The following is a 23,234-nucleotide window of genomic DNA, read 5'->3' on the forward strand; positions in this document are numbered from 1 at the left end:
TCCGTCCGCGGCGCCGGCAGGCTGCGGATGCCTGCGGCGGGTAACGGTCCGGGCGCGCCGGCAAAAGGAGGCAGGTGTCGTTCTTCCAGCTTTCGCTGATCGCCGCCGTCGCGCTCCTCGGACCCTTGCTGGCATTTCCCCGGACATGGCACCTTCCCATGGTGCTCGGGCAACTGCTGGCCGGAATCGCCATCGGACGCACCGGACTGGGGCTCGTGGATTCCACAGATCCGACGTTCACGTTCGTTGCCGATGTGGGATTCGCCCTCATCATGTTCGTCGCCGGAACGCACGTGCCGGTACGGGACCAGGCCATCCGTCCCGCCCTGGGCGGCGGCGCGCTGCGGGCTGCCATCGCTGCGGCCCTCGCGGCTGCCGTAGGAACCGTCATTGCGTTCGCCTTCGGCACCGGACATGCGCCGCTCTACATCGTGCTGCTCGCTTCCTCGTCAGCCGCCCTTGTGCTGCCCATTGTCGATTCCCTGCGGCTGGCGGGACCGAAGGTCCTGACGACGACGGCGCAGGTGGCGGTGGCGGATATCGCCTGCATTGTGGCGCTTCCGCTGGCCGTCGATCCGCCCAACGCGCCGAGGGCAGCCATCGGGGCGACCGCCGTCGCGGCGTGTTCGGTGGTGTTGTTCTTCGTGCTTCGCTGGCTGGAGCTCAGCGGCACCCGCGGTCGGGTGCATGACGTGTCCGAGGAACGGAAGTTCGCCCTGGAACTGCGGATCCAGCTTGCCTTGCTCTTCGCGCTGTCCGGGCTTGCCGTGGCGGGCCACGTGTCCGTCATGCTCGCCGGATTCTCCTTCGGACTGGTGGTGGCGGCAGTGGGTGAACCCCGCCGGCTGGCGCACCAGCTCTTCGCAGTCAGCGACGGCTTCCTGGGGCCGGTGTTCTTCGTCTGGCTGGGCGCGTCGCTGGACCTGCGCGCGCTCGCCGGCACCCCGGCCATGGTTCTCCTCGGGGTCTGCCTTGGAGCGGGGACCCTCCTGGTGCACGGCAGCCTGCGCCTGCTGGGCCAGCCGCTGCCGCTCGCCGTCCTGTCGGCATCCCAGCTGGGCGTGCCGGTTGCCGCGGCCACCATCGGCTCCCAGCTGTCCCTGCTGGAACCGGGGGAAGCCTCGGCGTTGATCCTGGGCGCCCTCATCACCATCGGGGCCAGCGCCGCGGCGGGTTCACGGGCTGCCCGCACCTTCGCACGGAACGCCGAGGCGCCGGCGTAGCCGGCGCTACCCCCGGGAGTGGGTCCACACCCCGGTGCTCGCCTGCGCCTGGAAGCCCAGGTTGCGGGACACGGCGCGGGCGGCGGCGCGGACCGCCGGGGCAAGGACGTTGGGCGGCGTGGCACCGTCCGGAACCACGATGGACAGCGACGCCACCACGGCGCCCTGCGCATCGAAGATGGGGGAGGCCACGGATACGGTGCGGGACGGGACGGTCCGCCGGATCATCGCGATACCGGTCCGCCGCACGTCGGACAGGGTCCTGCGCAGCTGGCCTTCGGGCATTTCGGGCACGCCGGGTTCGTTTTCCGGCGGGCGCTTCAGGATGGTCTCCTGGAACTGCTGGTCCGCCCCGGCCAGCAACACCAGGCCGATGGCGGTGGACCTCAGCGGCGCACGGCCGCCCACCCGGTAGGCCACCTCTGTGGCGTCCTTCCCGGACAGGCGTTCGATCAGAACCGCCTCCTCGTTGTCCCGGACCGCCAGCAGCACGTGGTGCCGGGTGACCTCAAACAGGTCCTCAAGGTAGGGGAGTGCGATTTCCCGCACGCCGTGCCCGCGCGGAGAGAGGGATGCCACTTCCCACAGCCGGACCCCCACCACGTACCGGCCGTCGTCGAGCCTCTCCAGGGCACCCCACGCCACCAGCCGGGCGATCAGCCGCAGCGCCGTGGGGGCAGGCATATCCGCGTGGCGGGCCAGTTCGGACAGTGTCAGCGCGCGGCGCCGGTCGGAGAAGACGGCGAGCAGGCTCAGTGCCCGGTCGATGACGGGTTCGCCCTGTTTGGGCCGCTTTCCGCGCGCAGGCGGGGTGTCCGTTTCCGGAGTGGCAGTCATGGCAGTGGTTCCTAGCGCCGTTGGCAGTTCCTGTGGCCCACGGGGAAGGCAGTGAGCTGAACCACAATACTATTCCAACCATTGAAAGCTCCCTGTGGAGGGGAAGTCACGGAACGCAAAGCTGGAACTCCCAGCAACCGCACTACAGGAGTCCCGCCGCATGACCGCCCCCACCCGGCTTCGGGCCGAACACCTGCCTGCGGCGCTGGGCCTGACCGTCACCACGCCCCGGCTGGGCTGGACGCCGCCCGCCGGCACCAGCAGCCAGACGGCGTACCGGATCACCGCCAGCAACGGCTGGGACACGGGCCGGCAGGAATCAGCCGCGTGCAGCGGCATCCCGTACACCGGCCCCGCGCTGGACTCCCGCAGCCGGTTCGTGTGGCGCGTCCGCACCTGGAACTCCGGCGAAGACGGCACCGAAACACCAACCGGCTGGTCCCAGCCGATGACGGTGGAACTGGGCCTCCTGCATGACACCGACTGGACAGCGCAGTGGATCGGCGCCGACGAGCCGGAGATCCCGGCGGCGGGGGAACGCCCCGGCTACGCCTTCACCAAAACCTTCACGCTCGACGCAGCCCCGCACAAGGCCCGCGCGTACGCCACCGCCCACGGCATCTACGAACTCTTCATCAACGGCCGCCGCGTGGGCGACCAGCAGCTCGCACCCGGCTCCACCAGCTACAACACCACGCTCCAGGTCCAGGCCTACGACGTCATGGACCTGCTCGTCGAAGGTTCCAACACAGTCCGCGCCGTCCTCACCGACGGCTGGTACCGCGGCACCTTCGGGTACACGCGCGACGCCGGCATGTACGGCACGCGAACAGCTTTCCTTGCGCAGCTCGAGGTGGAGTCCTCGGCCGGCCGGCAGACCATCGGCACCGACGGCTCCTGGCTGGTGTCCGCAACGGAGATCACCAGCGCCGACCTCATGGCGGGCCAGCGGGTTGACTTCCTGATGCACGACGGCGGGAGCACGCCGTCCGCAGGCACGGCACCCGGGGCACGTCCCGCCGTCGTCCGTCCCGGCGGCTTTACGGCACTCACCGGACCCCTCGCCCCTCCCACCCGCGTGACCCGGGAACTGGTGCCGGTGTCCATCACGCGGCTGCCCAACGGCCACCAGGTGGTGGACTTCGGCCAGAACATCCACGGCTGGGTCCGGCTGTCCCAGCTGGGTGCCCCGGGAGAAACCGTCACGCTGGAATACGGCGAGGCGCTTGGGCCGGACGGTGACGTCACCCGGGACCACCTGCGGCCGCACAATTTCCGCGCACCGGGGGCCTTCCTTGATGCCGGCCAGGTGGACACCGTCACCGCCTCCGGCGCCCCGGGCGAGGTCTTCGAGCCCCGGCACACCACGCACGGGTTCCAGTACGTCTCGGTCCAGGGCCTCGCCACGGACCTGCAGCCGGCGGACATCTCCGCCTGCCTGGTCCGGACAGACCTGGAACGGATTGGCACCTTCAGCTGCAGCGACGCCCGGCTGGACAAGCTCCATGACATCGTCGAATGGAGCTTCCTGGACAACTCCTGCGAGGTCCCCACCGACTGTCCGCAGCGCGAGAAGGCCGGCTGGACCGGGGACTGGCAGCTGTTCATCCCCACCGCCGCGTACCTGTTCGACGTCACCGGATTCTCCCGGAAATGGCTCCGCGACGTCCGGGCCGACCAGTGGGAGAACGGCGTCATCGCCAACATTTCGCCCTCGCCCGGACCCGCTGCCACCTCTGCGGAGTTCATGGCATTCACCAATGGGTCCGCCGGCTGGGGCGACGCGATCGTCATGGTGCCGTGGGAGGCCTACCGGGCCACCGGGGACGCATCAATCCTCGCCGAAAACTGGGACGCGATGCAGCGCTGGCTGGGCTTCGTCCGGACCACCGCCGAAACCCAGCGGCACGCAGCCCGCGCAGCCCAGGCGCCCCTCCCGGCCGCCCACGAGCAGTACCTGTGGGACACCGGCTTCCACTTCGGCGAATGGATGGAGCCGGACGGCCCCGAACCTGACCTGTTTGCCGCCCGCACCGCGGACAACGGCATCGTGGCCACGGCCTACTACCGGCACACCACGGACCTGATGGCCCGCATCGCCAGGGTGCTGGGGTTCGCCGGGGAAGCCGCCGCACTGGCGGAACTCTCGGCGAACATCCGGAACGCCTGGGAAACGGAATACCTGGACGCCGCCGGGCAGGTGACCCGACCCAGCCAGGCCAACTGCGTCCGCGCCCTGGCGTTTGACCTGGTCAGCCCGGAACGCCGCGCCACCGTCACCGCGCAGCTCGCAGGACTGATCCGGGACGCCGGCACGCACCTGGGCACGGGCTTCCTGTCCACGCCCTACCTGCTGCCCGTCCTGGCGGACAACGGCGAACTGGACCTCGCCTACGAACTCCTCATGCAGGACACCGAACCGTCCTGGCTCGCCATGGTGGACCGCGGCGCCACCACCGTGTGGGAACTGTGGAACGGCATCGACGCCCGCGGCGCCGCCCGCCAGTCGCTCAACCACTACAGCAAGGGCGCGGTGGTGTCCTTCCTGCACCGGTATACCGCCGGGCTGCGGCAGGCCCACGGCAGTGCGGGCTGGGAACGGCTCGTCATCGAGCTGCGGCCCGGGGCCGGCATCACCTCCGCCACCACTTCCCACCAGGGGCCGCGCGGCCTGATCGAGGTGGCGTGGACCATTTCGGCGGGGACTGCACCGGAAGCGGCAGCGTCTGAAAGCGCACCGGACGACGGCGTGCTGACGCTCACCGCCACAATCCCCTCCGGCACCACTGCCGAGGTGCTGCTGCCCGGCCTGCCGGCCGCCGTCGTCGGCCCCGGACACCATACTTTCCTTGCCGCACCCGGCGGGGACAGCACCCAACCTGAGCTGATGAGGAGCACACTATGACAGTGGACCGCGCTACCGACGTACTTGACGCTTCCCGCGATGCTTCCCGGCCCGGAGGCCGCACCATTCCGCCGTTCCCGGTCTACGACGCCCCCGGCACACCGGAGCAGGCAGGCGGGGTTTCGGTGGTGCACCGCGAAGTGACGTACGCCCGGGCCATCGGTTTCCGGCCGTTGAAAATGGACATCTGGCTGCCCCGCGAGGCCGCCGGACCCACGCCGCTGGTGCTGTGGGTGCACGGCGGTGCGTTCCAGCTGGGCGACCGCCGGGAGCTGCCGCCCACCTTCGCGCCGGACTCCGTGTTCCGGCTGCTCAACCAGGCAGGCATCGCCTGCGCCACGGCGGACTACCGGCACGCCCTGGAAGCCCCCTTCCCGGCGCAACTCCACGATCTCAAAGCCGCCGTCCGGTACCTCCGCGAATTCGCCGCGGAGCTGAACATCGATCCGGAACGGTTCGGCGCCTGGGGCGAATCCGCCGGCGGGCACCTCGTCGCGCTCCTGGGACTCACCGGAAACCGCCAGGACCTGGAGGGCGGCCTCGGCGCGCAGGGGCACCCAAGCAGCGTCAGCGCCGTCGTCGACTTTTACGGTGTCTCCTCCCTGGCGGACATCCCGCCCATGCAGCGGCCGGCCGGGCTGTTCCCCGCCGCACTGACCGCTGCCGTGCCGCCAGGCATGTCCCTGCAGCCGGAATACATGCTGGTGGGCGGCTCGGATGACCGCGACCTGCTCGCCGCGGCCAGCCCCGTCAGCTACGTGACCCCCGGCGCCGCACCGTTCCTGCTGGTCCACGGCGACAGCGACGGCCTGGTCCCGCACTCGCAGACCGAACTCCTGGCCGCCGCCCTCGCCGAAGCCGGCGTCGAGCACGACGTGGTGACCATCGAGGGCGGGGACCACTGTTTCTTCGGCGCGGAGGACCGGATGGAGGCCATCCTGGCAGCCGCCGTCGGCTACTTCTCACGGAAGCTGGGCGCAGCATGACACCCACCAAACCTGCCGCGTCAGCGCCGGCGGCCGGCCCCGGGAACGACGCCCAGGCGCCCGACGCAGGGTTCGCGGAGTACCTGGCCAGGCCGGAAGGCCCGCAGTTCCTCAACCCGGACGCCGTGCGGTCGCCCGGGCCCGACGTCCCCATCCGAACCGTGACGGCGGACGGCCGGCACGGGCCGGTGGCCATCCGGATCTACGGTGAGGCGGCCGCTGCCGGCAGCCCCGCCCTGGTGTGGCTGCACGGCGGCGGCTTCGTCAGCGGGAGCGTTGACATCCCCGAATCGGACTACCTGGCACGGGTGCTCGCGGCCCAGGGGACGCCGGTGCTGTCCGTAGACTACCGCCTGGCGCGCAACGGCGTGTCCTTTCCCGTCCCGCATGATGACGCCCTGGCCGGATGGTTCTGGGCGCGGAAGAACGCCGCATCCCTGGGCCTGGATCCGGACCTGCTCTGCCTGGGCGGGGCCGGTGCCGGCGGCAACCTCGCCGTGGGCGCCGCGCTCTACCTGATCGACGCCGGCAAGCCACTGCCCGCAAAACTGCTGCTGGCCTATCCCTTCCTGGACGCCGAACTCCCGCCGCCGGCCGGAGGGCTGGACGATTCGGTCATGGCCGGACTGCCGCGGCACCTGCGGTTCACGCTGGAGGACTGCATCCGGACGGCGGAGAACTACGTGGGGGGTCCGGTCAGCATGGCACCGTCCTACGCCATGCCCGGCTACGCGGACCCTGCCGGACTTCCGCCCACCGCTTTGCTTGCCTGCGAGTACGACGACGCCCGCGGCTCAACCGAGCAGTTTGCCTCGGCATTGGAGCGGGCGGGGGTTCCGGTGTCCTACTTCCTGGCCGAGGGCGCAGTGCACGGCCATCTCAACCACACCGCAGGGCTGCCGGAGGGGCAGGCGGCACTGGACTTCCTGGCGGGCCAGCTGGCGGCGGCGCGGAGGCCTTAAGCGCGGAGACGGGTCAGGGCTGCCCTGGCGTTTCTTCGGCCGCGTGGCTGCTGGACCAGATGTCCCCCATTTCCTCGGTGGACTGCTCCACGATCCTGCTCATGGCGGCGTGCGCGGCAGCGGCCTCCCCGCGCTGGATCGCGCTGGCCACATCAACATGCAGCTGCAGCGCCTCGTGGTCCGGAAGATGCGGCATCAGGCCGTGCTGGGTCCGCCCGGCCAGCACCTCCGCCACCAGGTTGTGCAGCTGGGAAAACATCAGGTTGCCGGAGGCATTGAGGACTGCGGCGTGGAAGTCGATATCGAGCCGCAGGAATTCCCCCTGGTCCCCGCGCTGCCCCGCGGCCCACAGCCGGGCTGCCATCGAGACAAGGTCGCTGGCCTCATCCAGGGATGCGCGTTCAGCGGCCAGGCGCGCGGCCTGCGGCTCAATGGCGCCACGCAGTTCGTTCAAGGCCCGCAGCTGCTCCAGCCGCTTGGCCGATGCCAGCCGCCACCGGATCACCTGCGGATCGTAGAGGTTCCAGCTCGCCTCGGGCTGGACCACCGTGCCCAGGCGGCGGCGGGACTCGAGCATCCCCATGGACGACAGGACGCGGGTGGCCTCCCGGATCACGGACCGGGACACCTTGTGCTGCGCCTCCAGCTCATCCAGCCGCAGGATGGAGTTCGGTGCCAGCGTTCCCTCGGCAATGGCGAGCCCCAGGTTCTCGACCAGCGATGAATGCAGGTCAGGGGACAACGCCGCCTTTGGGATGGTCATGAATAAATCATATGGGGGCATAGCAAGGTCTTGTATATGTCTGCCTTATTTGTCTATGCTCGCTGAACAGAGCAGACGTAACGAGGCGTTTGTAACCAGCCCGCGCTGATGCGGGCCCAAAGGCAAAGGGAGTCGTAATGAAGCGGCGTTCAATTGTGAAGTACGCGGCCGTGGCCGCGGCGATGTCGCTGGGGCTCACCGCCTGCAGCGGCGGCGGAGGCGGCAGCGACCAGGCGAAGGAGTCCGGCACCGTCCGCGTCACCCTCGCCAACCACGTGTGGACCGAAGGCATCAAGGCCGCCATTCCGGAGTTCGAGAAGTCCAGCGGCCTGAAGGTCGAACTCACCCAGCTGGGCGAAGACCAGCTCTCGGACCAGTACAACGTCAAGCTCAACGCAGGCAGCGACGAAATCGACGTCATGATGTACCGCCCGCTGCAGGAGGGCAAGGCCTTCGCCAAGAACGGCTACCTGGCGGACCTGACCAAGAACGTCTCCTCCGACTCCAACTGGGACTGGAAGGACTACCAGGAGGGCCCGGTCAAGGCCACCACCGTTGACGGCAAGGTGGTCGGCGTGCCGATCATCACCGAGCGCGAGGTCCTGTACTACCGCAAGGACCTGCTGCAGGCCGCGGGACTCCAGGTGCCCAAGACCATGGACGAGCTGGAAGCGGCCGCCAAGGCCATCAAGGCTTCCTCCCCGGAGACCGCAGGGTTCGTGGCCCGCACCGGCAAGTCCGCCGCCGTCACCCAGTTCTCCAGCTTCCTGTACAGCTTCGGCGGCGACTTCATGGACTCCAGCGGCAAGGCCTCGGTCAACACCGATGCAGCCAAGAAGGCCTACGCCTACTACGGCGGCCTGATCAAGAACTACGGCCCCGCCAACGTCAGCACGGACATGAGCTGGCCCGAGGCCATGGCCATCTTCACCCAGGGCGGCGCCGCCTTCTACACCGAGGCTGACTCGCTCTACAAGAACGCCACGGACCCCGCCAAGTCCAAGGTGGCGGACAAGGTCGGGTTCGCACCGCTGCCCGCCGGCCCCGCCGGTTCCAAGCCGTACAACATCCCCTCCTGGGCCCTGGGCGTGAACCAGAACTCCAGCAACCAGGAAAACGCCTGGAAGTTCATCCAGTGGGCCACCAGCAAGGAGCGCACCCTGGCCGCCCAGAAGGCCGGCGTCCCGGGCCCGCGTACCTCCGTCTGGTCCAACCCCGACGGGACCTCCACCTACCCCAAGGACCTGGCTGAGGCGATCTCCGCCAGCGCCAAGAACGGCGTGGGCCACGACCGGCCCGAGGTTGTCACGGTAGGCAAGGCCCGCGAAATCGTGGGCGCCCCGATCGTTGCCACCATCACCGGCGCGGACTCCGCCGCCGCGGCAAACGACGCCCAGACCGCTTTCCAGACCTTCCTGGACAGCGAAAAGAAGTAGGACGCCGGGCGCGGATGCGCCGCACCAGCCCGCCGGGACGGCCCCCAATGCCGTCCCGGCGCGGCCCACTTCACCCCCAAAACTCCTTAGGTGAACCATGTCTGTAATGAACCCACCCCGCAGCGCCCGCACCCGCCGGGCCGGTGGCCCCGCCCGTGCCGGGGGGAGCTTTTCCGCCTGGGCCAACCGGCACCGGAAGTGGCTTTTCGCGGCGCCCGCCATGATCTTCGTCGGCGTCCTGATCATCTTCCCCCTGGCCTGGACCCTGTACCTCAGCCTCACCGACTCCCAGGGCTCCGTCCGGGCCGCCACGGAATTCATCGGGCTGCAGAACTACCTCACGGTCCTCAGTGATTTCGAGCGTTTCTGGCCTGCCGTGGGACGCACGCTTGCCTTCACCGGCGTCGCGCTGGCCTTCGAAGTGGTCCTCGGAATGGGCGTGGCCCTGCTCCTGTGGCGGCCCTTCCGCGGGGAAAAGTGGGTCCGCGTGGCCATCCTGCTGCCGCTGGTGGCCACCCCCGTGGCCGTCGGCATGATGTGGCGGCTGATCTTCGATCCCAACATCGGCTTCGTCAACCAGCTCCTGGGCATGGTGGGCATCCCGCCGCAGCCGTGGCTGTCCGGACAGAACACCGCACTGGGCACCACCATCTTCATGGACGTCTGGCAGTGGACCCCCATGGTGGTCCTGATCCTGCTGGCCGGCCTGACCTCCCTGTCCGATGAACCGGACGAGGCCGCCCGCGTGGACGGCGCCAACGCCTTCCAGCGGTTCTTCTACATCACCCTGCCCCTCATGATGCCCACCGTGATCGTGGCCATCCTGCTGCGCGGCATCGATGCCCTGAAGACCTTCGACATCCTCTACGCCACCAAGGGCAAAGGCGGCGGCTCGTTCCACGAAGTGGAGACGCTGAACGTCTACGCCTACGGGCTGAGCTTCGACTACAACCAGTACGGGCTCTCCTCGGCGGTGCTGATCCTGTTCTTCATGATCATCATCGGCTCCATGTGGCTGCTCACCATGCGCAAGAAAGCGGTAAGCAAATGACCGTCATGACAGATTCCGCCGCCACCGCCACCAACCGGGCCCCGCGCCGGCGCAAGCCGCTGGGCACCCGTGCCTACAAGGTGTTCCGGGTGGTGGCCCTGATTGTGGTGGTGCTGTTCCTGCTGGCACCGCTGTTCTGGATGCTCCTGGCGTCGCTGAAGACCAACGTTGACATCTACGACACCGGCAAGGCGTTCCTGTTCTCGCCCACGTTCGAGAACTACGCCAACGTGCTGCAGCGCAACAACTACTTCGTGTTCATCGTCAACAGCTTCTGGGTGGCCTTCGTCTCCACCGCGCTCTCGATCGTCCTGGGCGTCCCCGCTGCCTACGCCATGAGCCGGTTCAGCATGCACCGTTCCGCACTGGTGGTCCTGATGGCCCGCGTCATCCCGGGCGTTTCCCTGCTGGTGCCCTGGTATTACGTCTTCTCCAACCTGCGCATGGTGGGCAAGTTCGAGGTGCTGATCCTCAGCCACATGTTCGTTGCGCTCCCGCTGATCGTCTACATCATGATGAGCTACTTCGATTCGCTGCCCCTCGAACTGGAGGAATCGGCCGAGGTGGACGGGCTCACGCCGATCGGGGCGTTCCGGCTGATCACGCTTCCGCTGGCGGTGTCCGGTATTGCCACCGCCGGCATCCTGTCCTTCATCTTCTCGTGGAACAACTTCATGTTCGCCCTGGTGCTCTCCGGCGCCAAGACCAAGACCCTGCCTGTGGCGATCTTCGACTTCGTCTCCTACGCCAGCATCGACTGGGGCGGGCTGATGGCCGCGGCCACCGTTGTGACCATCCCCATCATGATCATTGCGCTCTTCACGCAGAAGTACATCGTCTCCGGCCTGACCGCCGGCGCCACCAAGGGTTAGGAACCGCCGCGTGACCGTCATCAGCCGGATCGAAACATTCCTCGTTGCCCCCCGCTGGCTCTTTGTCCGGATCGAAACCGACAGCGGCATTGTGGGGTGGGGCGAGGCCACCTGCGAGGGCCGCAGCGAAACGGTGCGTGCCGCCGTCGGGCAACTCTCGGAGCTGCTCATCGGCAGGGACGCCCTCCGGATCGAAGACCACTGGCAGGTGATGACCAAAGGGTCCTTCTACCGCGGCGGCCCCATCCTGGCCAGCGCCGTGTCCGGTCTGGACCAGGCGCTGTGGGACATCGCCGGCAAGCACTTCAACACTCCAGTGCACCAGCTGCTGGGCGGCCACGTCCGCGACCGGATCCGGATGTACGGCTGGGTGGGAGGCGACGAACCCAACGAGGTGGCTGACCAGATCAGCGCCCAGCTGGAGGTAGGCCTCACCGCCGTCAAAATGAACGCCAGTGGCCGGATGAGCCCGGTGGCGTCAGTCGCCGAGATCGACGGCGTCATCCGCCGTGTCGCGGCGGCCCGTCAGGTGCTGGGCGACCACCGGGACGTCGCCGTCGATTTCCACGGCCGCTTCAGCCTGGCCAACGCCAGGCGGGTGGCGCCCCTGCTGGAGCCGTTCCGGCCCTTCTTCCTCGAGGAGCCGGTGGTCCCGGAAAACACCCACCTGCTGCGCGAATTCACCTCCTCCACCACCACCCCGGTGTCCACGGGGGAGCGGCTCTACAGCCGGCAGGAATTCCTGCCCGCGCTGCAGGCGGGCATCGCGGTGGCGCAGCCGGACCTGTCGCACGCCGGCGGGATCACGGAGGTCCGCAAGATCGCCGCGCTGGCCGAGGTGTACGAGGTCCAGCTGGCGCCGCACTGCCCGCTGGGCCCCCTGGCGCTCGCTGCCTGCCTGCAGGTGGGCTTCGCCACGCCCAACTTCCTCATCCAGGAACAGAGCATCGGGATCCACTACAACCAGGGCGCCGAAGTCCTGGACTACGTGGTGGACAAGACGCCGTTCAAGTTCGTCGATGGCCACATCGAGCGGCTCACCGGGCCCGGACTGGGCGTCGAAATTGATGAGGCCGTGGTGCGGGCAGCGGACAAGCGCGGCCACGCCTGGCGCGGACCGGTGTGGCGCCACCCCGACGGATCCTTCGCAGAATGGTGAACCCCATGACATCGCAAAATGCAGCTGTTACGCCAGCCGAATTGTTGGCCGGCATCCGGCAGGCGCGCCTCGTCGGCATCGTCCGCGGGAACGACGGCGGTGCTGCCGCCAAGGCCGCGCTGGCCGCCATGGAGGAGGGATTCCAGTACGTGGAGATCGCCCTCACCACGCCCAACGCGCTGGAGGCCATCCGGGAAGTCCGCGCGGCTGCCCCGGCCGGCTGCCTGGTGGGCGCCGGCACCGTCCTCAGCCAGGCCGACGTCGAACACGTCACCGCAGCGGGCGGCCAGTTCATCGTCACCCCCTCCCTGGCCCCCTCGATCAGCGAGGCCGCCAACGCCGGCATCCCCGTCCTTGCCGGGGCGCTGACGCCCAGCGAGGCCTATGAGGCGATGGAACGCGGCGCCACCGCCATCAAACTGTTCCCCGCCTCCATCGGCGGTCCCGGCTACCTGAAGGCCGTCCGCGATCCCTTCCCGGACATCCCCTTCATCGCCGTCGGCGGCGTGGGCCTGGACGAAGCCGCCGGGTACTGGGAAGCCGGGGCCATCGCCGTCGGCCTCGGTGGTCCGCTCTTTGGCACGGCGGCCTCGGGCGGCGACCTTTCGGACATGCGGGACCGCGCCCGCCGTTTCCTGGGCCTCGCTTCCGAATTCGCGGCCCGTACCGGGACTCCTTCGTGACGGTGGACCTGCTGACCTTCGGCGAGTCCATGGTCTCGCTCCGGTCCACCGGCCCGCTGGCCTCCGGCGGGACCCTGAACATGCAGGTGGCCGGGGCGGAATCGAACGTCGCCATCGGCGTTGCCCGCCTTGGCCACACGGCGGCCTGGGCCGGGTCCGTGGGGGCGGACCCGCACGGCGAGTTCATCCTGAAGCAGCTCCGGGGCGAGGGTATCCAGTTGCACCACAGCGTCCACCCGGAGCGGAGCACTGGGGTGATGTTCCTGGAGCAGCGCACCGCAGACCTCAGCCGGGCCTTCTACTACCGCGCAGGGTCCGCGGGGTCCACCATCTCGCGTGCGCACGTGTCCGCCGCGCTGGATGGCGGCGCCCGGATCCTGCACCTGACCGGCATCACCGCAGCGCTCAGCACGGAAGCCCGGGACGCCGTGGAATACGCCGCGGAACGGGCGGCCGGTGATGGTGTAGTGGTCAGCCTCGACGTGAACTACCGCAGCAAGCTTTGGTCCCGGGACCAGGCGAGGGCGGTGCTCGGCCCCTTGGCGCGGCACGCCACCATTGTCATCGCGTCCGACGACGAACTGGACCTGATTGCCCCACCCCAAGCGGGGAGCGGGGCGGCAGGGACTGCTACGGACGAAGCTTCCGAGGCGGCCCGGCTGCTCGACGCCGGAGTCAGCGAAGTGGTGGTGAAGCGCGGCGCAGCAGGCGCCGCCGTCTATACCGCTGAAGGACGCCTGGAAGCACCGGCCCTCGCCGTGACCTGCGTGGACACTGTTGGGGCCGGAGACGCCTTCACCGCCGGCTACCTATCCGCGCGGCTCGACGGCGTCGATACCGCCGGCCGCCTGCACCACGGCATCCTGGCAGGCGCCTTCGCCGTCAGCACGCGAGGCGACTGGGAAGGGCTGCCCCGTCGCGAGGAGCTTGCCCTGCTTGATGCCGCCCGGGGCAGCACCGTGCGCTGACTCCAGCCCTTGACATTCCAGACCTTCAGAAACCCGACCCGAAAGCCAGCCATGAAAATCGTTGCCGCCGATGTGTTCGTTACCAGCCCTTCCCGGAACTTTGTGACCCTCCGGATCACCACCGAGGATGGTGTGACAGGTATTGGCGATGCCACGCTGAACGGCCGCGAGCTCGCGGTCGCCGCGTATCTGAAGGAGCACGTCGCGCAGCTGCTGATCGGCAAGGACCCGCACCGGATCGAGGACACCTGGCAGTTCCTGTACCGGTCTTCGTACTGGCGGCGCGGCCCCGTGACCATGGCTGCCATCGCTGCCGTGGACATGGCGTTGTGGGATATCAAGGGCAAGCTCGCCGGGATGCCGGTCTACCAGCTCCTCGGTGGTGCGTCCCGGAACGGGCTGCGGGCGTACGGGCACGCCTCGGGGTCCGATATCGAGTCCCTGTTCGACTCGGTCCGCGAACACCTCGAGCTCGGGTACAAGTCGATCCGCATCCAGACCGCAGTGCCGGGCATCAAGGCAGTTTATGGTGTTGCCGCGCAGGCGCAGGCGTCGGGGGAGCGGTATGACTACGAACCGGCCGGGCGGGGTGCGTTCCCGGTGGAGGAGGACTGGGACACCCGCGCGTACTTACGGCACCTGCCCACCGTCTTTGAAGCGGTGCGGAACGAGTTTGGTCCGGAGATCCCGCTGCTGCATGACGGGCATCACCGGATGACGCCGATCCAGGCCGCGAAGCTGGGCAAGGCGCTGGAGCCGTATGACTTGTTCTGGTTGGAGGACTGCACCCCGGCGGAGAACCAGGAGGGGTTGCGCCTGGTGCGGCAGCACACCACCACGCCGTTGGCGATCGGGGAGATTTTCAATACCGTGTGGGATTACCAGACGCTGATCAAGGAACAGCTGATCGACTACGTCCGGGCCGCGTCCACGCACTTCGGCGGAATATCGCCGCTGAAGAAGGTGATGGATTTCGCCGCGCAGTACCAGATCAAGTCCGGGTTCCACGGACCGACGGACATTTCCCCGGTGGGGTTCGCGGCACAGCTGCACGTGGGCCTGGCGATCCATAACTACGGGATCCAGGAGTACATGCAGCACTCGGATAAGACCAACGAGGTCTTCGAGCAGTCCATGACCTTCGTGGATGGCTACCTGCACCCGGGCGACAAGCCGGGCATCGGCGTCGAATTCAACGAAGAAGCCGCCGCAGCCTACCCCTACCAGCAGGCCTACCTGCCCTACAACCGCCTGGTCGACGGCACTGTCCACGACTGGTAATACCGGTCGTGCCGCGGCGGGTCAGGGGCTCCGGGCCCGGTGTCCTAAGCCTTGACCCGGAACGCCCGGATTTCGCCGGCGAGATCAGGCGCGAGCCGGACGGCGGTTTCCTCCACATACGCGGCGGCAGCGTCCGCCAGTGAGTTGTAGAGGGTGACAAAGATCCGTCGGGCCTCGAACAGCGGAAATTCACGGGGCAGGAGTTCCGGCGGCAATCCGGGGTCCTCCCACGGGAACGCCCGCCAAGCATCGATGACCTCGGTCCGCAGCTTGAACGCCTCGGCGCCGCTCAGCCGTTGCGGGTCGAGGGTCCGGGCCTTCCGGCCGTACCTGTCGATGAACGGCGTGTACTGCCGCCGCAAGTCCTCCAGGTCCCACGCCTCAATCAAAGGCCGGCCGCGCAATTCCGCCTCGGGCGTGCGGAAGATGGCGTAGTTTTCCACTCCCAGGTGCCGGCAGGAGTCCTCCAATTCGTCAGCCGTGTCCCATGCCGAAACCCACACGGCTCCATACAGGGGAGCGAAGCCCAGCCACTTGAGCCGGCTGCGCAGCAGGTCGCGCATTTCCCGGGAGCTCTCCGGAACGGTGAACGCCACCACGGTCCACATCCCGTCCCACCGGCGCTCCTGGGAACCGAAGCCGCCGATTTGGCCCACGCCGATGTCCAGGCGGGCCTTCGCTTCCGGTGTGAACCGGTAGCGGGACGTACGCCCGGCATTCGACTGTTCAAGAACGTCGCGCCCGGCCAGGCGGCTCAACGCAGTTGAGGCTGCAGAGGAACTGAGGCCAAGGGAGCCAGCCAGCGCCACAATCAGCCGGGACGGCAGCCACGCGGCGGAGCCCCGCCAGTAGTCCGCAAGCATTGTCACCACGAGGTGCTGGGACGCGGACCCCTTCAGGGGCCGGGGGAAATTGACCTGTTCGGCGGCAATCCGGGCGTTGGCGGGATGGCCGGGGGAGGTATGGGGCTCTGAGGTCACGGTCCATCTTCTCAGGCCTGCTGCGCAGGACACAGAATGTTTTGCAGTTTTATTGACGGTCGTCTCAAAGTACGCATAGCATTGAATTAGTGATCCGGCCCACAACAGTGCGCCGGCACGACAGTCCCCCAGCAGGCGCCTGCTAACCCATCATTTCCAGGAGATCCGCAATGACCGCAGGTCCCAGTCCGGTGACGCCGTTGTCCCCGGACGCCATATCAGTTCCCGTATCCACCGAACAGGGCACGCAGAATGCCCGCCGGGCAGCAGTCGCCAGCTTCATCGGCAGCACCCTCGAGTACTACGACTTCTTCATCTACGGCTCAGCCTCGGCACTGATCTTCAACAAGATCTTCTTCCCGGGCATCGACCCCGCCCTCGGCATGGTCCTTTCCATGGCCACCATTGGTATCGGCTACGTGGTGCGGCCCCTGGCTGCCGGCGTGATTGGCCACTTCGGCGACCGGATCGGGCGCCGGCAGATGCTGGTCCTGACGCTGGTCCTCATGGGAGTGGCCACGTTCCTGATCGGCTGCCTTCCTCCGGTGTCCGCCATCGGTGCCGCCGCGCCGGTCCTGCTGGTCCTCCTGCGCGCGCTGCAGGGAGCCTCGGCCGCCGGCGAATCAGTCGGTGCCGTCACCATGACCATGGAACACGCCCCCACCCACAAGCGGGCCTTCTACGCCAGCTGGGTCAACACCGGAGCGGTGGCAGGCATCATGCTGGCGTCGCTGGCATTCCTTGGTGTTTCGCTCCTGCCGCAGGACGACCTGCTCGCGTGGGGATGGCGCCTGCCGTTCCTTGCCAGCATCCTGGTGGTCGCGGTGGGTCTGTACATCCGTCTCCGCCTCCCGGAATCGGAAGTGTTCGAGGCCGCCAAGGAGGAGGACCACAAGCACGAACTGCCCATCAAGGTGGTCCTGCGCGACCACTGGGCCACGATCCTGAAGGTGATCCTCTTCGGCCTGTGGAGCGTGGTTTCCTCGGTGTTCGCGGCCTTCGGGCTGGCCTACGCCGGCAAGCTCGGGGTTCCCGCGGCCATCATGCTCACGGTCACCATCGTCACCGCGGCCCTGGGCATCATCGTCCAGCCGTACGCCGGCATCCTGGCGGACCGGATCGGACGCAAGCCGGTGTTCATTACCGGCAACATCGTCTGCGCAGGGGCAGTCTTTGCCTTCTTCTGGTCGATCAGCGCGGGCTCCATCCCGCTGATCTTCGCCACGGCCATCCTCTTCATGACCGTCGGCTACGGCATGGTCAACCCGCTCGGCCCTTCCATGACCGCGGAAATGTTCGAGACCAGGATCCGCTACACCGGAGCAGCCACTGCCTCCCAGCTGGGGCTCGTCGTCACCGGTTTCGCCCCCGCCATTGCCGCCGCCATCGTCCAGCCCGGCCCTGACGGCTGGTTGCCCGTTGCCGTCTTCACGGCCGCCTGCTGCCTGGTCTCCGCCGTCGTGACCGCCGTGTGGGTCAAGGAGACCTACCGGACCAGGACCGAAGACCTCGGCAAGCGGCCCGTCCAGGCCGCCTGAGCGACAACCCAGCCCATACCCAAACGAAAGGCACGCACGTGCGCTACCCGGTCGTCGTCGACGGCGATGTTGAAGCAACCATGACCGACGGAACCATCCTCCGGTCCACCGTTTACCGGCCGGACGCGCCGGGCAGCACCTTCCCGGTGCTGCTCACGCGCACTCCCTATGGGCGGGACCTGGCGGTCAACTCGGCGTACTTCAATCCTGTGACCGTTGCGGCGGCCGGGTATGTGGTGGTGATGCAGGACTGCCGCGGCAGGTTCGGCTCCGATGGCAGGTTTGAGCCTTCGGTCAATGAAGCGTCCGACGGCGCCGCGACAGTGGAGTGGGCCGCCCGCCTTCCATGGTCCAACGGCCGCGTGGGCATGTGGGGCCGGTCCTACTTCGCGGAAACCCAGTGGCGTGCCGCCCGGTACGCCCCGGCCGGGCTGCAGGCCCTGGCTCCGGGTGTCTCGGCGGGCGGCAATGCCAACAACGGCGCCCTGTACCGGGGCGGTGCCCACGAGCTGGGCAGCCGCCTTGCCTGGGGTCACGGCTCGATTTCCCTGAATGAGCTCATGCGTGAACACCGTGACGATCCCGAGCGGCGCGCCAAGGAGCTCCAGGAATGGCTGGCCCTGGACGCCGGCTTTGCCGACGGCTCCTGCTACCGCGTCCTGCCGCTGCGGGACCTGGAACCCCGGCTCGGCACTTTCGTGCGCAACGAGGTGGCGCCGTCCGCGGGCGAGGGCCCCGGAAGTGAGTTCTGCCGGCTGTGGGATTCCGCCTCCGACGTTGCCGTGCCGCTGCCAACCCTGCACATCGGCGGCTGGTTCGACATCTTCGCCCCCAACACCCTGGACCAGTACCGCCGCCAGGCGGCCCTCAGCCGTACCCGCCGCGGCATCGAGCCGCGCCTCATCCTGGGGCCCTGGACGCACACCAACCTCTCCGGCGGCTACGCGGACATCCACTTCGGGGCGGCCGCTTCCGCCGGCATCGTCGATGGCCGCGGAGATCTGTCGTCCCTCCACACCGCGTGGTTCGACGAGGTCCTTAAGGGGGACGGAGAGGCCATTGCCGCGGTCCCCAAGGTGCTGCTGTACTTCCTGGGCGAGAACCGGTGGCGTGGCTTCGATGACCTGCCGGCCCCTTCGCGGCAGAGGTCGTGGTTCCTTGCCGCTGAGGGGGATTTGCTGGACCAGGCGGGCGCGGACGGAACCGTGGGGTACGCCTACGATCCGCTTGATCCGGTACCCACCACCGGCGGTGCCACCATGCTGGCCGGCGCGTTCCCCGCGGGCCCGGCACGGCAGGACGCCGTGGAGGCGCGGGCCGACGTCGCCGTCTTCACCACCGGGCCCTTCACCGAGGCCACGACCATTTTCGGCGCTGTCACCGGCACCCTGTTCGCCTCATCCAGCGCCGTGGACACGGACTGGGTGGTCCGGCTCTGCAGGGTGTCGGCGGACGGGGTCTCTCTGGGCATTGCCGACGGGATTGTCCGGGCGTCCTGGCGCGACGCCTATGCGGAAACCGGGCTGTTCAAGGAGGGGTGCCCGCCGTCCCCCATCGAGCCGGACCGGGTCTACGAGTACACCATCTCCCTCTGGGAGACGGCGCTGACCTTTGCGCCGGGGGAGCGGCTGCGCGTGCAGGTCACCTCCAGCTGCCATCCGCGCTGGGACCGGAACCTCAATACCGGCATGCTGGCCTATGACTCGGGGGCGGCTGTCACCGCCAACCAGCGGATCCACGTGGGCGCCGCCTTCCCCAGCCGCCTGACGGTGGGGATCCTGTGAGGACGCCCGCCCCGCCGCCGCTGGAGTTCCTCGCCCAGCTCAGCGTCAACGTGCAGGCGCCCATCGACGCCGGGCCCGCCCCCACCGGCCACCGCAGGATTGTGCCGATCACCGGGGGTACCGTAACCGGGCCCTCGCTCACCGGCACAGTGCTGCCCGGCGGTGCCGACTTCCAGCTCCTGCACAGCCCGGAACTGACCGAGCTCGACGCCCGCTATATGCTCGAAACCAGTGACGGGGCATTGATCCACGTGCACAACAGCGCCTTGCGGCATGGCTCGGCGGCGGACATCGCCAGGCTCAACCGTGGCGAAGCGGTGGATCCGGCCGCCATCTACTTCCGGTGTTCACTCCGGTTCTCCACGGCGTCCGAAGAATGGTCGTGGCTCAACCACGTGGTTGCCGTCGGTACCGGCGAGCGGTACCAGGACGCAGTGAGGATCGCCGTCTTCATCGTCCGCTGACGCCGTTACGGAAGGGTTGTCGTCCCCGGGCTCCATTCCTGCTCCGCGCCCCACAGCGGTTTCCCGAATGCACCCCGGCGGGGATGGCAGGCAGATGCGTGTGGACTAAACACGCCACCTGGCAACGGCTTCCCGTTGACCCCGCCGTCACCCGGTGTGAGGATGGCGCCATGAATGAGGTTTCGGCCTTTTATACCGGCCCCGGTCAGCTTTTGGCGGCCATCAGTTCTGCCCTGGATGCGGCCGGCGTGGACCGTACGGCGCTGCGGCCGGCCGACCTCGCTGCTGTCGACGAATTCCATATCCGTGGACGCAGGGCGACGCTGGAAATCATCGAAGCGCTCGGCCTTACTGCAGATTCCCAAGTGCTCGATCTCGGCAGCGGATTGGGCGGCCCCGCCCGGACGCTCGCCGAGATGACGGGGTGCACGGTGACCGGGGTGGACCTGACACCCGAGTTCTGCCAGGTAGCGACGGCGCTTTCGGAGTGGACAGGCTTGTCCGGCCGCACCCGCTTCCACGTTGGGGACGCCACAGCCACCGGCCTTCCGGACGAGTCTGTGGATGCCGCAATGACCGTGCATGTGGCGATGAACATCCCGGACAAGCACGCGCTGTATGCCGAGGCCTTCCGGGTCCTGCGGCCCGGCGGCAGGTTCGTGGTTTACGACGTGCTGCAGGGTGAAGGCGGCGAGGTTCACTACCCGGTGCCATGGGCCGCCGACCCCTCAACGAGCTTTCCCGCGACCCTGGAGGACATGCGCCGGCTCCTCCCTGCGGCAGGTTTCGACGTTATCTCTGAGCTCGACTCCTCGGACGAAAGCCTTTTCTGGTTCCAGCACATGCGTGCCAAAATCCAGCGGGAAGGGCCACCACCGGTGACCTTCGCGACCTTCCTTGGCGACAGCTTCGCGCAGATGACAGCAAACCAGGTGACCAACCTCGCCGAGCGGCGCATCCGGACGGTCATGTTCGTGTGCTCGCGGCCGTGATTAAGGGGCCAAGCCCCGCCACCCAGTTGCACAGCTTCCGCCGGCCTTCAGCCTTTACTCGCAGCCGTGTGCTGCGGGGCTCCAGCCTTTGTGCGGTGTCTCAAAACCCTAGGGTTTTGAGGCGCTTGGGTTATGAGACACATGTAGGGCTGCTGTCCTGTAAGGGGATCTCTCATCGGGCGCATCCGACTGCCTCTCACCGCCAACAGAACAACACCAAGTCAGTAATCGGGGCGGATCCAATCCGTAATCGGCAGGAACTCGGGCTTGATCCCTGGATCCAGCTGCACTCCAGTCTTCACTTCAGTCAGAATGGTAATGTCTCCCAGCACGGCCAGTTTCTCGATGATTCCTGTGGACCGATTAACTACAGCCGTGGCCCGAAAAGCTGGGTCTTCAACATGCTCAAATGTGATCAGCAGCGACCGCCGGCCGACCTCCTGAAGGAGCATCGGGTAGAAGCTCTCACTGCGCCGACCCCACATAAGCAGCGATTCCGGATAAAGCATCTGGACCGGCTTCGGCATACCGCGGGGAAATGCAATTTCCATCGACGCCTCCCCATCCTGTAAGAGCCAGGTGCCCGCTGCCGATGACCGCCTGCCGCGGTCGTCAATCAGATGCCACTCTTGCGCATTCGCATCAAGCTCGGCGACAAACTGATAGTTGCTCTGCCCGGACTGCCTGACACCTTGTGCCCGCGCGGACCTGTGCGTTCTCAAGGCCACGATTTCATCGAGCACACTGGGACTATCGCTCCGGCCAAGGACCTTATCAAGGTTCATATCCCATCCTGATCACAGAACAACAGCGAAGAGAAGTACTGACCGACCACGTCGGCAGGCGAACTGTCTGTGACCACTCGATCTAAACGTTCCAGGCATCCGGAAAAGAGACGGCTCGTGGGCGATGCCAGGTACGGTTAGGAATGCCCAATCGCCGTTGCCCAGGGAAGAAAAACGCCGGGCGCTGCCCAACCTTTGGTTACGGTTGTCCACGTTCTGCGCGGCGTCAGAACCAGTGCCAGACGTCCCTCATAAGCCAGACCAAGAACATGGCGAAAAGAGACGGCGGAATCAGGTAGAGCACCCAGTTGTCGTGCCATTTTCGTTTCGCCATTGTTCTTCCTCCCTTCGATGCCACTCTATGAGTGGTCGACATCCTCCGGTAGGTAGAAGGCACCGTGCACGATGACCGATCCCCAACTGGACACCTCTGGGGCATCGCCAACGGGGAAGCTGTGCGCACGACTTCGTCGGTGCAATACTGCGTTGATGAACATCCTGGAGTGGTGGCCTCTAGTCGATGCGGAAACACGCGACTGGCTCATCGAGCACAACGGCGAGCCGTTGCCGCCGAATGTAATTGCCAACATCATGGCGGTTACGGGTGGCACGACCGATTCTGAGTGGTGGGCTGGCGAAGCAGCAGACGGTCCCCAGCTTTCCGACGAGGCTGTGGATTGGATCGAGGCTGTCGCCAACGACGAGGAGCCGACTACCGGCTGAAATCTTCTGCCCCGTCCCGGTGAGGGATCGACCTACGGGACAAGCGTCAGGGTCACGGGGGACGCCGCAAGCGACTCGCGCCCAATATGGTGCATTGCCGTTTAGGCTGCGGGTATGAAACCCCGCGGAATTCTCATTGCTGCTCTCGTCCTGGTAGTAGTCGTGGTTGCCATAATTGTGGCTTGGGCAAGTTTCGGTGGCCGCCCAACACTCATGAGCTCCACGGCGTTCACCACTGCCCGGTGACCGAGACTTCACTGAACGGCTATAGGGACTCCCAGAAAAATCGGGATGTTCAACAATCTAGGTTGAAGCTAGGCTTCAGCAGATGAACGAGCACGCGGTTCCTAGTCCTGCCGACGGGTACTTGTTTGAGTTCAAAGGAAAGCACCCTCTTCGTGAGACAGCCCGCTGGGTATCTGGCGTCGGTTTGGTTTGCGCGGGAGTGGCCATCGCAATCATAGGGACCGCCTTCCATTCCTACTTGTCCATGCCGCTTGGGATTGCCGTAGCGGTTCTCGGTGCCATCATGCTTGTCTTGTACGCGCTGACAAAGGGCCGAACGAAGGCTGCGACTGCTGCTTCTGACCGGGCTGGCAAGCGCCATGTGAAGAATGGAAGCACCGGACCGCACTCCGTCGCAGCGGATCTTGCCCTTCTCGCAGAGCTCTATTCGAGGGGCGCCCTAAGCGCCGAGGAATTTTCCGCAGCCAAACGTCGCATACTCGAAAGCTAAGCATCCACGCTAAAGCCGTCCGGTAGAGGATCCTTCAGTGGAATGCTGACGCACGTTCAGTCCGGAACGCCGGCTGATTCACAGTCGCCTGCCACGACGATCCCAC

Annotated in this window: 20 protein-coding genes; 16 read left to right on the plus strand and 4 right to left on the minus strand. The window is 67.2% G+C overall.

What is annotated here, in order from left to right; translation table 11 throughout:
* Nucleotides 1–74: 74 nt before the first annotated feature.
* Entirely contained in the window at nt 75–1,223 is a 1,149-nt protein-coding gene (locus LDO22_RS15520; protein ID WP_159634090.1) for a cation:proton antiporter, read from the plus strand.
* A 6-nt stretch (nt 1,224–1,229) separates the two neighbouring features.
* Here LDO22_RS15520 and LDO22_RS15525 read toward each other — a convergent pair whose 3' ends face one another.
* Nucleotides 1,230–2,060, minus strand: a complete 831-nt coding sequence (locus tag LDO22_RS15525) for an IclR family transcriptional regulator (RefSeq protein ID WP_159634087.1) — start codon at nt 2,058–2,060, stop codon at nt 1,230–1,232.
* Between the two features lie 160 nt (nt 2,061–2,220).
* Here LDO22_RS15525 and LDO22_RS15530 point away from each other — a divergent pair, with 160 nt between their 5' ends.
* Genes LDO22_RS15530 through LDO22_RS15540 form a run of 3 tightly spaced genes read left to right on the plus strand, consistent with a single transcriptional unit; the run spans nt 2,221 to nt 6,913 of the window.
* The gene (locus tag LDO22_RS15530; protein ID WP_224024370.1) at nt 2,221–4,965 is read left to right on the plus strand and encodes an alpha-L-rhamnosidase; all 2,745 of its coding nucleotides are present in this window, start codon (nt 2,221–2,223) and stop codon (nt 4,963–4,965) included.
* Nucleotides 4,962–5,951 carry an alpha/beta hydrolase gene (locus LDO22_RS15535; protein WP_224024372.1) on the plus strand — a complete coding sequence of 330 codons (990 nt, stop codon included), beginning with the start codon at nt 4,962–4,964 and terminating at the stop codon, nt 5,949–5,951. The genes LDO22_RS15530 and LDO22_RS15535 overlap by 4 nt, the downstream gene beginning before the upstream one ends.
* Nucleotides 5,948–6,913, plus strand: coding sequence for an alpha/beta hydrolase (locus LDO22_RS15540; protein WP_224024374.1), 966 nt, complete (start codon nt 5,948–5,950; stop codon nt 6,911–6,913). The genes LDO22_RS15535 and LDO22_RS15540 overlap by 4 nt, the downstream gene beginning before the upstream one ends.
* Before the next feature lie 13 nt (nt 6,914–6,926).
* On the opposite strand, the gene LDO22_RS15545 is transcribed toward LDO22_RS15540, so the two are convergent.
* Nucleotides 6,927–7,676 (minus strand): FCD domain-containing protein, encoded by a 750-nt coding sequence (locus tag LDO22_RS15545; RefSeq protein ID WP_159634075.1) that lies wholly within the window; start codon nt 7,674–7,676, stop codon nt 6,927–6,929.
* 137 nt (nt 7,677–7,813) lie between these two features.
* On the opposite strand from LDO22_RS15545, the gene LDO22_RS15550 reads away from it, so the two are divergent.
* The 7 genes from LDO22_RS15550 to manD all read left to right on the plus strand — a co-directional run bounded on the left by LDO22_RS15550 (nt 7,814) and on the right by manD (nt 15,126).
* Entirely contained in the window at nt 7,814–9,112 is a 1,299-nt protein-coding gene (locus LDO22_RS15550; protein ID WP_159634072.1) for a sugar ABC transporter substrate-binding protein, read from the plus strand.
* A gap of 106 nt (nt 9,113–9,218) precedes the next feature.
* The gene (locus LDO22_RS15555; protein WP_224024376.1) at nt 9,219–10,163 is read left to right on the plus strand and encodes a sugar ABC transporter permease; all 945 of its coding nucleotides are present in this window, start codon (nt 9,219–9,221) and stop codon (nt 10,161–10,163) included.
* On the plus strand, nt 10,160–11,035 hold the full coding sequence (locus LDO22_RS15560; RefSeq protein WP_224024378.1) for a carbohydrate ABC transporter permease: 876 nt from the start codon (nt 10,160–10,162) through the stop codon (nt 11,033–11,035). The genes LDO22_RS15555 and LDO22_RS15560 overlap by 4 nt, the downstream gene beginning before the upstream one ends.
* A 10-nt stretch (nt 11,036–11,045) precedes the next feature.
* Nucleotides 11,046–12,194 carry a galactonate dehydratase gene (gene dgoD / locus LDO22_RS15565; protein WP_159634063.1) on the plus strand — a complete coding sequence of 383 codons (1,149 nt, stop codon included), beginning with the start codon at nt 11,046–11,048 and terminating at the stop codon, nt 12,192–12,194.
* Nucleotides 12,195–12,199: 5 nt separating this feature from the next.
* Entirely contained in the window at nt 12,200–12,877 is a 678-nt protein-coding gene (locus LDO22_RS15570; RefSeq protein ID WP_224024381.1) for a bifunctional 4-hydroxy-2-oxoglutarate aldolase/2-dehydro-3-deoxy-phosphogluconate aldolase, read from the plus strand.
* Nucleotides 12,874–13,845 (plus strand): sugar kinase, encoded by a 972-nt coding sequence (locus tag LDO22_RS15575; RefSeq protein WP_224024383.1) that lies wholly within the window; start codon nt 12,874–12,876, stop codon nt 13,843–13,845. The genes LDO22_RS15570 and LDO22_RS15575 overlap by 4 nt, the downstream gene beginning before the upstream one ends.
* 51 nt (nt 13,846–13,896) lie before the next feature.
* Nucleotides 13,897–15,126 carry a D-mannonate dehydratase ManD gene (gene manD / locus LDO22_RS15580; protein WP_159633002.1) on the plus strand — a complete coding sequence of 410 codons (1,230 nt, stop codon included), beginning with the start codon at nt 13,897–13,899 and terminating at the stop codon, nt 15,124–15,126.
* Between the two features lie 44 nt (nt 15,127–15,170).
* On the opposite strand, the gene LDO22_RS15585 is transcribed toward manD, so the two are convergent.
* Nucleotides 15,171–16,106, minus strand: coding sequence for a PaaX family transcriptional regulator C-terminal domain-containing protein (locus tag LDO22_RS15585; RefSeq protein WP_224024385.1), 936 nt, complete (start codon nt 16,104–16,106; stop codon nt 15,171–15,173).
* Nucleotides 16,107–16,276: 170 nt separating this feature from the next.
* On the opposite strand from LDO22_RS15585, the gene LDO22_RS15590 reads away from it, so the two are divergent.
* The 4 genes from LDO22_RS15590 to LDO22_RS15605 all read left to right on the plus strand — a co-directional run bounded on the left by LDO22_RS15590 (nt 16,277) and on the right by LDO22_RS15605 (nt 20,884).
* Nucleotides 16,277–17,644: an MFS transporter gene (locus tag LDO22_RS15590; protein WP_224024387.1), complete on the plus strand. Its 1,368-nt coding sequence runs from the start codon at nt 16,277–16,279 to the stop codon at nt 17,642–17,644.
* A gap of 38 nt (nt 17,645–17,682) precedes the next feature.
* The gene (locus tag LDO22_RS15595; RefSeq protein ID WP_224024389.1) at nt 17,683–19,428 is read left to right on the plus strand and encodes a CocE/NonD family hydrolase; all 1,746 of its coding nucleotides are present in this window, start codon (nt 17,683–17,685) and stop codon (nt 19,426–19,428) included.
* Nucleotides 19,425–19,892 (plus strand): DUF3237 domain-containing protein, encoded by a 468-nt coding sequence (locus LDO22_RS15600; protein WP_224024391.1) that lies wholly within the window; start codon nt 19,425–19,427, stop codon nt 19,890–19,892. The genes LDO22_RS15595 and LDO22_RS15600 overlap by 4 nt, the downstream gene beginning before the upstream one ends.
* 170 nt (nt 19,893–20,062) lie before the next feature.
* Entirely contained in the window at nt 20,063–20,884 is an 822-nt protein-coding gene (locus LDO22_RS15605) for a class I SAM-dependent methyltransferase (RefSeq protein ID WP_224024393.1), read from the plus strand.
* 221 nt (nt 20,885–21,105) lie between these two features.
* On the opposite strand, the gene LDO22_RS15610 is transcribed toward LDO22_RS15605, so the two are convergent.
* Nucleotides 21,106–21,669 carry a hypothetical protein gene (locus LDO22_RS15610; RefSeq protein ID WP_224024395.1) on the minus strand — a complete coding sequence of 188 codons (564 nt, stop codon included), beginning with the start codon at nt 21,667–21,669 and terminating at the stop codon, nt 21,106–21,108.
* A gap of 489 nt (nt 21,670–22,158) precedes the next feature.
* Here LDO22_RS15610 and LDO22_RS15615 point away from each other — a divergent pair, with 489 nt between their 5' ends.
* Nucleotides 22,159–22,392: a hypothetical protein gene (locus tag LDO22_RS15615; RefSeq protein WP_224024397.1), complete on the plus strand. Its 234-nt coding sequence runs from the start codon at nt 22,159–22,161 to the stop codon at nt 22,390–22,392.
* Nucleotides 22,393–23,234: the final 842 nt, after the last annotated feature.

Origin of the sequence: Arthrobacter sp. NicSoilC5, assembly GCF_019977395.1 — a bacterium.
GTDB lineage: Bacteria > Actinomycetota > Actinomycetes > Actinomycetales > Micrococcaceae > Arthrobacter.